The organism is Bacillus sp. V33-4, assembly GCF_002860225.1.
GTDB lineage: Bacteria > Bacillota > Bacilli > Bacillales > Cytobacillaceae > Bacillus_BJ > Bacillus_BJ canaveralius.
In genome coordinates, this window is sequence record NZ_PGVC01000047.1 from 1 (window position 1) to 11834 (window position 11834).

Consider the following 11834-nt stretch of genomic DNA (forward strand, 5'->3'; position numbering starts at 1 on the left):
GAGGGGGAGCAGGAAAAGGAATTGTCTCCCTGTCTGGCTTAGTAAGGTGGAACACCCTGAAACCCAAGGACAAGAAGACAATATCTAATTCCTGTTTTCTACTCTACAAGCAGAAGCAGCAACCAATCGTATACTGCTTATTTGACGATTTGCAGCTCCTTCGGGAACGTTGTCAAGATTTCGGCGCCATCTGCAGTGATGACGAGGTTATCTTCAATTCTGACTCCGGCAACACCAGGAACGTAAATCCCCGGTTCAATCGTGAAGACCATTCCTTCTTCAAGAAGCAGCGGATTCGTTTCGGTTAAGGACGGGTATTCATGAACGCTTATTCCGAGGCCATGGCCAAGCCGGTGCGGGAAAAACTGTCCGTATCCAGCTTCGGCAATAATGGTGCGGGCCGTCAAATCAATCTCTGCAGCGGTGGCGCCCGGTTTGCTCGCCGCGACTGCTGCAAGCTGGGCACGAAGAACGGTCTCGTATATTTCCCGTTGTTTTTCACTGATCTCTCCAAAGGCCACGGTTCGCGTAATATCGGAACAATAGCCGTCCACGACTACTCCAAGGTCGAACAGGACGAAATCTCCTTTTTGCACTTTTGCCATACCCGGAGTTCCATGCGGAGATGCTGCATTCGCGCCTGTCAACACGGTCGTCGCGAAAGACATCTCTGTTGCGCCTTTTATTTTCAGGGCATATTCGACGGCTGCAACAATCTCAAGCTCGGTTTTTCCTTCTTTAATTTCCTGGACGCCTGTTTCGATGGCGAAATCGGCCAGCTCGCATGCTTCGCGAATCTTGCTCAATTCTTTTTCATCTTTGATCATCCGCAGGACTCTCATTTTTTCCTCAGCTGAAATGAAATTCGCTTCAGGAAACAATTGTGATAAAATCTCAAAGCGTTCGACATTCATGTGTTCCTTTTCAACCGCCGCTTTGCCAACAGCCAGTCCCCGCGCGCCAATCGCATTTTTAATCATTTCCCACGGCCGGTCAATATCGCTGTAGCCAATGATTTCGCCGCTCCAGCCAGAGCGCTTTGCATCCTCAATTTCCATGGCGGGACAGACGAGGAATGGTTCTTCGTCCCGAAAGACCGCGAGTGCCAGGACACGTTCATGAGGTTCGCAGTTAAACCCGCTTAAATAAAACACATTTTCCGGGGAAGATAATAAACTTACGTGAACTTCGTTTTCTTTCATCCATTCGGACAGTTTCTGCAATCGCCTGTTCATGGCCATACCCCTTTCTATCTCTCATAGCTTCAGGTTAGCAAGACAGATTCAGAAAGTAAACTTTTATATTTCTGCGGATATGGGTAAAAAGAAAAACGAGGCAGGAATCAATTTTGCTTTTGTTGAAGTAATCGTATAAATTTGTTTTTTAAAAGGAGCGGAAAAAATGAAAGTATCGTACCATGGGCATTCCGTTGTAAAAATTGAAACCAATCATAAAACGATCCTGATTGACCCATTTATCAACGGGAATGGATTAACAGATTTGAATGTGAACGATGTAAAACCCGATGTTATTTTGTTAACACATGGCCATGGTGACCATTTTGGCGACACGGTTGAATTGGCAAAGAGAAACAATTCGTTGGTAGTGGCAAACGCTGAAATCGCTACATACTTAAGCTGGCAAGGAGTCCAATCACATGGAATGCATATTGGCGGTGCATACGAGTTTGATTTTGGCAAAGTCAAATTAACGCAGGCTTTCCATGGGTCAAGCCTGATGACGGAAAACAAGGAAATCATCTACCTTGGCATGCCTGCAGGTATTTTGTTTATGGCGGAAGGCAAAACGGTTTACCATGCCGGAGACACCGCTTTATTTTCCGATATGAAATTAATTGGCGAACGCCATCCGGCCGATGTTGCATTCCTGCCGATAGGCGATAACTTTACGATGGGACCGGAGGATGCCGCCTATGCCGCAAAGCTGTTGGATCCGAAACTGGTTGTGCCGATTCACTATAATACATTCCCGCCGATCAAACAGGACCCGGAGCGTTTTATCGGGATGCTCGAGGGCCAGGAAGGAAAGGTAATGCAGGCAGGAGACTCGCTCGAACTTTAACAAATATTAAAAAGCACAGAGGCTGAGCTGTGCTTTTTTTATCTATACAAGCATAAAAATGGAACAAGAAGGAGGGACAAACGTGAAAAAGAACCGATATTTATTTTGTTTATTGGCGGGGGGCTTGCTTCTCTATATCGCAGTTCCGCGCCTTTCTGTGTTTGCTTTGGGCCTGGAAGGATGGTTTGCGGTGAGCTGGCTCATGTTCGCGCTTTTTGTGATTGCCGGCAATTTAACTGCGCTTATTTATGCTCCGATAAAACAGCAGGGAAATCGGGGTTTTTCCGGACCAAAAGGCGCGAAAAGGAAAACCCGCTCTTATGGGAGTTAACAATGTTTGCTGCATTTTTACTGGAAGCTCGCATATCGAATTGTATTCATGGGTGTAAAGACCTTATAATAAAGGAAAAGAAAAATTTTCTAGGACATTCCGCGGAAATTTTTATAGAGGGTGAAGGTCTTGGCAACAAAGCATGAGCAAATACTGCAATATATCGATGAGCTTCCGGTAGGTGAAAAAATTTCTGTCCGCCAGATCGCCAAGGCGCTGGCTGTCAGTGAAGGCACAGCGTACAGGGCGATCAAGGAAGCCGAGAACAAAGGGTATGTCAGTACGATCGAACGGGTCGGGACAATCCGCATTGAGCGCAAGAAAAAAGAAAATATCGAAAAGCTCACATATGCGGAAGTGGTCAATATCGTCGATGGCCAGGTTCTCGGGGGGAGAGCCGGCTTACATAAGACGCTTAATAAATTTGTCATTGGTGCAATGAAGCTTGAAGCGATGATGCGCTATACCGGGGCAGGCAACCTGTTAATTGTCGGAAATCGGACAAGAGCGCACGAGCATGCTTTAAAAGCAGGCGCAGCCGTTTTAATAACAGGTGGTTTTGATACGGATGAAGCTGTGAAACAGCTTGCCGATGAATTGCAGCTTCCGATTATTTCAAGCAGCTATGATACATTTACGGTAGCGACGTTGATAAACCGGGCCATTTATGACCAGTTAATTAAAAAGGAAATTGTTCTTGTTGAAGACATCTTGACTCCGCTTGAGGAAACGATCTTTTTAAGAACGGATGAAAAAGTTTCTGATTGGCATAAGCATAACCAGGCGACGCAGCATGGCCGTTTCCCGGTTGTCGACCACAATATGAAGGTACAGGGGATGCTGACTTCCAAAGATATTGTCGGCCACAGCCCCGACACTCCGATCGATAAAATCATGACAAAAAACCCGATGACGGTTGGTGAAAAAACAAGCTTGGCATCATCGGCCCATATGATGGTATGGGAAGGTATTGAAATGCTCCCGGTTGTCGATGATGGAAACAAGCTCGAGGGGATTATCAGCAGACAGGATGTCCTGAAGGCACTGCAAATGATCCAGCGCCAGCCCCAGGTCGGTGAAACGATTGACGATATTGTCACAAACCAGCTTGTGCTGACGAAAGGAAAAACGAAGGGCGACGATGTTTATCGCTGTGAGGTTACGCCGCAGATGACGAACCATCTCGGGACGATCTCGTATGGAGTCTTTACGACGATTGTGTCCGAAGCAGCAAACCGGTTTCTCAGAGGCTATAAAAAAGGGGACCTGGTTGTTGAAAATATGACAATATACTTTATCAAGCCTGTGCAAATAGACAGCGTTATCGAGATTTACCCGAAAGTTCTTGAAGTCGGAAGGAAATTTGGGAAAGTTGATGTCGAAGTCTTTAACGAGGGAGTGCTTGTCGGCAAGACGATGATGATGTGCCAGCTCATCGACCGGCCATAAGCCAAGAAGCGGGGCGGCATGTAAAAAAAGCCGTTTCCCGATGATGGGGAAACGGCTTTACCTTTGTCCGAGTTACGAAGGACAAAATCAAATTTACCGCTTACCTGCTTTTTTTTGCAAGCTCTTCGGCTTCAAGAATCGCTTTAGGCAGGTAAAATTGATAAGTTTTATACCCGGCCCAGATGCTCAGTCCGCCGACGACAATAAAGACGGCACCGACAATATATGAAACCGTTGATCCGGATAGAAACAGTTGATTGATTCCAAACAGGGCCACGAAAGCTCCGAGGGCAATCCTTGACTTTCCAGAAATCCATTGTTTTTCAAGAGGACGATTGCACCTGAAAAATTTTAGTTTATAAAATACGTAAAACGATAAAGATATGACGATTAAGATGACCAGAACTGGCATGTTATAAACTCCTCCAAATTCGACAAGCTTCTCTTATTTTAACGATTTTGGACTGGAAAAGCTATCATTTACATAAGGAATCGTCATTTTTAAAAAAATATTCATGTGAGCAAAGGAGCTAAATAATGTTCGAAAAAATTTTAAATACAATCCGCCAATACGAAACGATTATTATTCACCGCCATGTTCGCCCCGATCCTGACGCTTACGGATCACAGGGCGGTCTTGCCGAGATTTTGCGCACGTCATTCCCGGATAAAAAAATTTTTGCGGTCGGAAAGGAAGATCCCTCCCTCCGCTTTCTAAACAAGCTTGATGACATATCGGACGAAGTATTCGAAGGAGCACTCGTGATCGTTTGTGATACGGCAAATCAGGAGAGAATTTGTGATAGCCGCTATAAACTCGGCGATAAACTGATTAAGATCGACCACCATCCAAACGAGGATGCCTATGGGGATTTAATGTGGGTTGACACGGATGCCAGCTCCGTAAGTGAAATGATTTACGAGTTTTATCTGGCAGGGAAAGATCAAGGCTTAAAAATGTCCAATCAAGCAGCAAGGCTTTTATACGCTGGAATTGTCGGGGATACGGGGAGATTTCTGTTTCCAAGCACGACAGAAAAGACGTTTAAGTATGCAAGTGAGTTGATCCATTATGATTTTTCACGAACAGAGCTTTACGATCAAATGTATGAAATGAAGCCAAACCTCGTCAAACTGAATGGCTATGTGCTGCAAAATTTCGAGATGCGCCCAAGCGGTGCGGCATCGATGTTCCTGACAAAAGAACTGCTTGGCCGTTTTGATGTCGTTCCATCAGAAGCATCACTTTTAGTCGGGGTACTTGGAAATGTAAAAGGAATAAAAGCATGGGTATTTTTTATTGAGGAAGAAGATCAAATCCGGGTCAGGCTCCGCTCAAAGGGACCAGTGATCAACGGGATTGCCCGAAATTACAAAGGAGGCGGCCATCCGCTTGCCGCCGGTGCGTCGATCTACTCCTGGTCGGAGGCAGAGACCGTGTTAAAAGAAATTGATGAGGCTTGCTTAAAATAAGCAGCAGGCCCTGCTTCATTGCAGGGCCTGGTTGATTATTCTTCAAGAGTAAGACGGAGCTGGATATACAGAGTTGTATAGATGAAAACTTCTTCAACCTTAATGTTGTACCTTTTTTCGTTTATGCGAACAGGTTTATTTTCGATGACCCTTTTTAATAGTTCCCTGCTTTTGTAAACGGTTTCCAAATCCTTTGCGAGCATCATTTTGATGTCCTCTTTTACTTTTTTTTCAGCCTCAAACACACTCAAAGGATCAAGGCGATACTTTTCACCATTGCTTATTTCCACCTTTATCTCCTGAACCGTCAGCCGCTCAATATTTTTTTTGTTTAACTCCTTATACTCCTCCTGCCAAATCTGTTTATCTTCCTCCAGCTCCTCAATATCATCTCTCAGTTTCTTAATGTCTTTACTGTATTCCTCCTGCCAGACCCCGTATATATACAAAAAGATAAACCAGCTGATAATAGCGCCGATTGCCATACCGGCAATGAAACGCTGCCAGCCCGGCTGGCGATAATATGATGGAATTCTCATGGAGAAATATGCTCCTGGGTCAGCCAGTGAAGCAGAACAGCCCCTGTTTTCGCGCCTCCAAAAGCAGAAAGAATCAGCAGCGAGTGTTTGAAAAGATCTTTTGTTTCACTTTCAAGAATGCCCCTCTCAAAGCTGTAGACAGTATCGAAGGTTCCGCCGATTGCCGCAATAATCGCCCAGATTCGAATCATGGCACCAAGTCTGGCAATTTCCGTCAGCGGCGGCTTCCCAGTTAAAAAAGCGGCCAAGCCGCCGATCAGCGCCCCGCCAAGCAAGACACCGAGCGCAATAAAATAGCTTTCAATCAAACCGACAAAAAAGGGTTGTTCACGTTCCATTGTTTTATCCATCCCTGTATTTGATGATAAAGGCTCTGATAATTCATCATATGGACAATCCCTGCTAAATATGATTATAAGATTGCAGGCGCATGGATCGGTTTACCCCGGAGAAAAGAAAACATATTTTCTTTTTCAATTTGCAAGTTCTATAATAATGAAGAGAAGAAGAATAAGGGTGTGAATCATTTGTCATTTATCCACCTTCATGTATACAGTTCATATAGTCTGCTTAATAGTACAGCAACGATCGAACAGCTTGTGGTTGGGGCAAAGGAACGCGGCTTTCATTCGCTTGCCCTGACAGATCGAAATGTGATGTATGGAGCCGTTGCTTTTTATAAAGAATGCCTTAAGCATGCAATCAAGCCAATCCTCGGGCTGACGGTCGATGTGATCAGCGGGTTAAACGGTGATGGCGCTTATCCCCTCGTTCTGTTGGCTAAAAATGAACTGGGTTTTAAAAATTTAATTAAAATAACAAGTGTTGTGCAAACGAAATCTCCCGAAGGCATTCCCGTCAAATGGCTCAAGCATTATGCGGAAGGAATTTTTGCCTTAACGCCAGGTGCAGAAGGTGAAATTGAACAATATATCGTAAACGATGAAACAGATAAAGCGCTGGAAGCTGCGCGGGCATATGCGGGAATCTTCGAAAAAGGCCATTTTTTTATCAGCCTGCAAAAGCACAGCGCTACGGAAAGACCCGAGTCAATTGAAGCGCTTGTTAAGCTTGCCGGGTCGGCAGGCAGTCAGCTGGTCGCGACAAACCGGGTGCATTACTTGAACAAAGAGGATGCTTTTGCCCATGAATGCCTGCTGGCCATCAAGAATGGCGACAAGTTGCAGGATGAGCAGCGCGAAAAGCTGCCAAGTGATCAATTTTATTTGAAAACGGGCCAAGAAATGGCCGAGTTGTTTGCGGACTACCCGGATGCTTTAGAAAATACGATCAAAATCGCGGACAATTGCAATGTTCTTCTTGAAATGAATAAACAATATCTTCCCAAGTATCCGGTTGAACATGGCGGATCGGCGGAGGAAATGCTTGAACGGCTTTGTTATCAAGGACTGAAAGAAAGGTATCGAAATCCGGGTGATGAACACCGTGAGCGTCTTGCCTTCGAGCTTGGCATTATTCAAAAAATGAATTTCAGCGATTACTTTTTAATTGTTTGGGACTTTATGAAGTATGCGAGGGACGCGGGGATCCTGACTGGTCCGGGCAGGGGATCTGCTGCCGGCTCACTCGTGGCCTATGTGTTATATATTACGGATGTCGATCCAATTGAACATGATTTGTTGTTTGAACGGTTTCTTAATCCGGAACGAATTTCCATGCCCGATATCGATATTGATTTTCCCGATCACCGCCGTGATGAAGTGATTAAATATGTTGCTCAAAAGTATGGTGAGCTCCATGTTGCCCAAATCGCGACATTCGGGACACTGGCGGCGAAAGCGGCCGTTCGTGATACAGGCAGGGCATTTGGCTTGAATACAAAGGAGCTGGACAGGCTGTCGAGATCGATTCCGTCGAAGCTCGGAATCCGTTTGGCAGTGGCGTACAAGGAATCGGGCCCGCTGCGCCAGTTTGTCGACGAATCGGACTTTAACAGGCGTCTTTTCGAAACAGCAAAGAAAATTGAAGGGTTGCCACGGCATACTTCGACCCATGCAGCCGGCGTCGTGATTAGTGAACAGCCGTTAATCAACCTTGTCCCGATTCAGAGAGGGCATGATGAAGTTTTCTTGACCCAATATTCGATGGAGCATTTGGAAGACATCGGACTGTTAAAAATGGACTTTCTTGGCCTAAGAAACCTGTCTCTCCTTGAATCTATAATAAGCAATATTCAGAGAAAGACCGGCGCAAAGATTGATATTCATTCCATCACTTTTAATGACAGTAAAACGTTTGAGCTGCTAAGCCGCGGCGATACGACCGGGATTTTTCAGCTTGAATCGGAGGGGATGCGCAAAGTGCTGACAAGGTTAAAGCCGACACACTTTGAGGACATCGTTGCCGTCAACGCCCTGTACCGCCCGGGCCCGATGGAGAATATTCCGCTTTATATCGACCGTAAGCATGGGCGCCGGCAGATCGAGTATCCGCATCCCGACCTTGAGCCAATCTTGAAGAACACATACGGAGTGATCGTCTACCAAGAGCAAATTATGCAAATCGCTTCTAAAATGGCGGGCTTCACACTGGGGGAAGCAGATTTGCTCAGAAGGGCCGTCAGCAAGAAGCAAAAAGCGGTTCTCGATAAAGAAAGAAGCCATTTCGTGCAAGGTTCTCTCAAGCAAGGCTACAATGAGCAGACAGCAAATGAGTTGTACGATCTGATCGTCCGCTTTGCCAATTATGGATTCAACCGGAGCCATGCGGTTGCCTACAGCTTTATTGCTTACCAGCTCGCCTATCTGAAGGCTCATTACCCGCTGTTCTTCATGGCAGCGCTGTTAACGTCGGCTGCGGGGAACGAGTCCAAGCTTATCCAGTACATTCGTGAACTGAAACAGATGGATATTAGCATATTGCCTCCTTCTATCAATAAAAGCGGCTACTCATTTCTCGTTGAAAAAGATTCGATCCGCTACAGTCTCGCAGCCATCAAAGGAGTTGGGGCAACTGCGTTAAAGGAGATATTTCCGGCCCGCAAGCAGAGACGCTTTGAAGATATTTTCGATTTTTGCCTGCGCGTTTCTTCAAAAGCAGTTAATCGAAAAACGCTTGAAGCGTTCGTTCATTCCGGCTGTTTTGATGAATTTGGCCATGATCGGGCAGTGCTGCTTGCAAGCATAGATGTCGCGCTCGACCATGCCCAGCTCGTAAAACCGGAAGGAGTGGCACACGGCGATTTATTTGCCGATGACGATTTCTTCCCAAAACCGAAGCATGTTGAGATGGATCCGATCGGAATAGAAGAAAAGCTATCTTCCGAAAAAGACGTGCTTGGCCTATATTTATCAGACCACCCGCTTTCCGTATTCGAGCTACAGTTAAAAGAAGCAAGCATCCCGCAGCTTTGGGATTTAACTGTCCCGGGAAAAAGGGTTCGCACCGCTGCCTATATAACAGAGGTAACCAAAATCCGCACAAAAAAAGGCGAGGCAATGGCTTTTGTTACATTGAGCGATCCAGGTGCAGAGCTTGAAGCGGTCGCCTTTCCGCAAGTATTCAGCAAATATGCGGTCCTCTTAAAACAAGGAAATACCGTACTGCTGGATGGGAAGCTAGAGGAAAGAGACGGGAAAAAACAGCTGATCATTCAGGCCGTCGATGATTTGAAAGATTGGGCGGAACAATCGGCAAAAAATAAACCTGTCCTGTATTTAAAAATCAGCCGGGATCAGGAAAACCCGGAGCAGCTTAACCGCTTAAAGGAGATCTTAAAGAGCTTCAAAGGCGGCATTCATGTCGTTCTTCATTATGAAAGTACTGAAAAAACGGTGCGATTGGCTGATAATATGAAAGTCGACGGTTCAAAAAATTGTCTTGCTGGATTAGTAACTTTCCTCGGAAAAAGCAATGTTATTTTGAAAGAATAGTTCTTTACATCTTTTTCAAGTATGATATATTGATAAGAAGAATGCGTGGTCTGACCACTGGGCAGGATTATCTGCGTCTTGTCTGATAAGCTGTGTTTTTGAAGAATGAAGGGGTGGGGAAATTTGAGTTTACGTGAAGAAGCATTGCACATGCATCGCGTTAATAAAGGTAAACTAGAATCGAAATCCAAAGTTGAAGTTAAGAATGCAAGAGACCTTAGTCTTGCGTATTCACCGGGCGTAGCCGAACCTTGTAAGGAAATCTACGACAAACCGGAAACGGTCTATGACTATACGATGAAAGGCAACATGGTAGCGGTTGTTTCCGATGGGACTGCAGTTTTGGGACTCGGAAATATCGGCCCTGAAGCTGCTTTGCCAGTAATGGAAGGGAAGGCCGTTCTGTTTAAAAGCTTTGCAGGGGTTGATGCTTTTCCGATTTGTCTTGGGACAACAGATGTTGAAAAGATTATTGAAACCGTCAAGCTTCTTGAACCGACCTTTGGCGGGGTGAATCTTGAAGATATAGCCGCGCCAAATTGCTTTGTGATCGAAGAACGCTTGAAAAAAGAAACGAATATTCCCGTCTTTCATGATGATCAGCACGGCACTGCAATCGTTACCGTTGCCGGCCTTGTGAATGCCCTGAAGATTGTCGGCAAAAAAATGAACGAGATCAAAGTGGTCGCAAACGGTGCCGGAGCCGCTGGCATTGCGATTATTAAGCTGTTATACAGCTATGGGGTCAGAGATATTATCATGTGTGATACAAAAGGCGCCATATATGAAGGCCGCCCTCAAGGAATGAACAGCATTAAAGAAGGTGTTGCCAAATATACCAATCGGGCAAAATTAGAAGGAACTCTTGCCGATGTGTTAAGCGGTGCCGATGTGTTCATTGGTGTTTCCGTTGAGGGTGCTTTAACGATCGAAATGATCAAACAGATGAATGCCGATCCAATCATCTTTGCCATGGCCAACCCGAATCCGGAGATTATGCCCGCAGATGCAAAAGAAGCCGGGGCAAGGGTAATCGGAACCGGCCGATCCGATTTTCCTAACCAGGTGAACAATGTCCTTGCCTTTCCGGGTATTTTTAGGGGTGCGCTTGACGTCCGGGCTACACATATCAATGAAAAAATGAAGGTGGCTGCCGTCGAAGCGATTGCCGGCCTGATAACCGGGGATGAGCTTTATGCCGACTATGTAATTCCCGGCCCATTTGACGCAAGGGTAGCACCCGAAGTGGCAGCGGCTGTAGCCAAAGCGGCAATGGAAACGGGTGTTGCGCGAATTAAAGTCGATCCTGAAGAAATAAAAGAGAAGACCCGACACCTTGCCATTATCGGGAAAAGCGAGTGAGGGAAAAAGTGAATCCCTCAGAACGCCATTCAAAGATTTACATTGAAATCGTGAAGCAGCTTAGAAAAATGATTGAAGAAGACGGGCTTAAGCCTGGTGACAAAATTCCTTCTGAACGCGAGCTTTCGGAGCGCCTGAACGTCGGGCGCTCTTCCGTCAGGGAAGCATTGCGGGCAATCGAACTGTTAGGCTTGATCGAAACACGGCGCGGGGAAGGCACATTTTTGCGCGATTTCCGCGGCCATCAGCTTGTCGAATTGCTCAGCACATTTATTCTTCAGGACGATAAAGCTAAGCGGGATATTACTGAAACGAAGCATCTAATCGAAATGGATTGCCTGCGGCTGATCCAGCAAAGAAATCCGCTTGAACAACTTCATGAGCTTGAAGCATGGGTAAAGAGCTCAGATGTTACGGACGACGATTTTTTTTCAAAAGTTGTTAAGCTTTCTGATAATCATTTGTTTTGGCGAATGTGGACAATCTTGAAGGATTATTATAATTCTTTAAATTTATCGCATGATCATCTTAGCAAAAGTGATTATCTTTCATTAGTTAAAGCAATGATGAATAAAGAACAGAACCAATCTGTTGCTGTATACAGGCAGTTAAGAAACTTGTCGAATGACTAATGACAAGTTCCTACACGATTTAAACAGCTATTTATATATATTGTAGACAACCTTGGGGATACTTAAGGCTTTA

The 11834-nt window shown here is 45.4% G+C and carries 11 protein-coding genes; 7 read left to right on the forward strand and 4 right to left on the reverse strand.

Annotated elements, in window-relative coordinates; translation table 11 throughout:
• Nucleotides 1–137: 137 nt before the first annotated feature.
• Nucleotides 138–1235, reverse strand: coding sequence for a M24 family metallopeptidase (locus CVD23_RS16895; RefSeq protein ID WP_101666653.1), 1098 nt, complete (start codon nucleotides 1233–1235; stop codon nucleotides 138–140).
• Nucleotides 1236–1401: 166 nt separating this feature from the next.
• On the opposite strand from CVD23_RS16895, the gene CVD23_RS16900 reads away from it, so the two are divergent.
• The 3 genes from CVD23_RS16900 to CVD23_RS16910 all read left to right on the forward strand — a co-directional run bounded on the left by CVD23_RS16900 (nucleotide 1402) and on the right by CVD23_RS16910 (nucleotide 3862).
• The gene (locus tag CVD23_RS16900) at nucleotides 1402–2082 is read left to right on the forward strand and encodes a metal-dependent hydrolase (RefSeq protein ID WP_101666654.1); all 681 of its coding nucleotides are present in this window, start codon (nucleotides 1402–1404) and stop codon (nucleotides 2080–2082) included.
• An 82-nt stretch (nucleotides 2083–2164) separates the two neighbouring features.
• Nucleotides 2165–2413, forward strand: coding sequence for a hypothetical protein (locus CVD23_RS16905; protein ID WP_101579642.1), 249 nt, complete (start codon nucleotides 2165–2167; stop codon nucleotides 2411–2413).
• A 129-nt stretch (nucleotides 2414–2542) separates the two neighbouring features.
• Nucleotides 2543–3862, forward strand: a complete 1320-nt coding sequence (locus CVD23_RS16910) for a CBS domain-containing protein (protein WP_101666655.1) — start codon at nucleotides 2543–2545, stop codon at nucleotides 3860–3862.
• Between the two features lie 100 nt (nucleotides 3863–3962).
• Here the strand turns inward: CVD23_RS16910 and CVD23_RS16915 are convergent, their stop codons facing one another.
• Nucleotides 3963–4274: a YtpI family protein gene (locus CVD23_RS16915; protein WP_101579644.1), complete on the reverse strand. Its 312-nt coding sequence runs from the start codon at nucleotides 4272–4274 to the stop codon at nucleotides 3963–3965.
• 125 nt (nucleotides 4275–4399) lie between these two features.
• On the opposite strand from CVD23_RS16915, the gene CVD23_RS16920 reads away from it, so the two are divergent.
• Nucleotides 4400–5335 carry a DHH family phosphoesterase gene (locus CVD23_RS16920; protein WP_101579645.1) on the forward strand — a complete coding sequence of 312 codons (936 nt, stop codon included), beginning with the start codon at nucleotides 4400–4402 and terminating at the stop codon, nucleotides 5333–5335.
• Between the two features lie 35 nt (nucleotides 5336–5370).
• Here CVD23_RS16920 and ytrI read toward each other — a convergent pair whose 3' ends face one another.
• Together ytrI and CVD23_RS16930 are read right to left on the reverse strand one after the other, a co-directional pair.
• The gene (ytrI, locus tag CVD23_RS16925; RefSeq protein WP_101579646.1) at nucleotides 5371–5874 is read right to left on the reverse strand and encodes a sporulation membrane protein YtrI; all 504 of its coding nucleotides are present in this window, start codon (nucleotides 5872–5874) and stop codon (nucleotides 5371–5373) included.
• Nucleotides 5871–6212 (reverse strand): YtrH family sporulation protein, encoded by a 342-nt coding sequence (locus CVD23_RS16930; protein ID WP_101579647.1) that lies wholly within the window; start codon nucleotides 6210–6212, stop codon nucleotides 5871–5873. Before CVD23_RS16930 ends, ytrI begins: the two co-directional genes overlap by 4 nt.
• Nucleotides 6213–6401: 189 nt before the next feature.
• Between CVD23_RS16930 and dnaE the strand changes: the two genes are divergently transcribed.
• From dnaE to CVD23_RS16945, 3 genes are all read left to right on the forward strand, one after another.
• Nucleotides 6402–9767 (forward strand): DNA polymerase III subunit alpha, encoded by a 3366-nt coding sequence (dnaE, locus tag CVD23_RS16935; RefSeq protein ID WP_101579648.1) that lies wholly within the window; start codon nucleotides 6402–6404, stop codon nucleotides 9765–9767.
• 123 nt (nucleotides 9768–9890) lie between these two features.
• The gene (locus CVD23_RS16940) at nucleotides 9891–11129 is read left to right on the forward strand and encodes an NAD(P)-dependent malic enzyme (protein ID WP_101666656.1); all 1239 of its coding nucleotides are present in this window, start codon (nucleotides 9891–9893) and stop codon (nucleotides 11127–11129) included.
• A 68-nt stretch (nucleotides 11130–11197) separates the two neighbouring features.
• On the forward strand, nucleotides 11198–11761 hold the full coding sequence (locus CVD23_RS16945) for a FadR/GntR family transcriptional regulator (RefSeq protein ID WP_245917488.1): 564 nt from the start codon (nucleotides 11198–11200) through the stop codon (nucleotides 11759–11761).
• Nucleotides 11762–11834: the final 73 nt, after the last annotated feature.

Excerpts from the sequence above, each read along its gene's own strand:
- CVD23_RS16895 (WP_101666653.1), bottom strand. The coding sequence starts at position 1,235 with ATGAACAGGCGATTGCAGAAACTGTCCGAATGGATGAAAGAAAACGAA.
- CVD23_RS16900 (WP_101666654.1), top strand. The coding sequence starts at position 1,402 with ATGAAAGTATCGTACCATGGGCATTCCGTTGTAAAAATTGAAACCAAT.
- CVD23_RS16915 (WP_101579644.1), bottom strand. The coding sequence starts at position 4,274 with ATGCCAGTTCTGGTCATCTTAATCGTCATATCTTTATCGTTTTACGTA.
- CVD23_RS16920 (WP_101579645.1), top strand. The coding sequence starts at position 4,400 with ATGTTCGAAAAAATTTTAAATACAATCCGCCAATACGAAACGATTATT.
- ytrI (WP_101579646.1), bottom strand. The coding sequence starts at position 5,874 with ATGAGAATTCCATCATATTATCGCCAGCCGGGCTGGCAGCGTTTCATT.
- CVD23_RS16930 (WP_101579647.1), bottom strand. The coding sequence starts at position 6,212 with ATGGAACGTGAACAACCCTTTTTTGTCGGTTTGATTGAAAGCTATTTT.
- CVD23_RS16945 (WP_245917488.1), top strand. The coding sequence starts at position 11,198 with ATGATTGAAGAAGACGGGCTTAAGCCTGGTGACAAAATTCCTTCTGAA.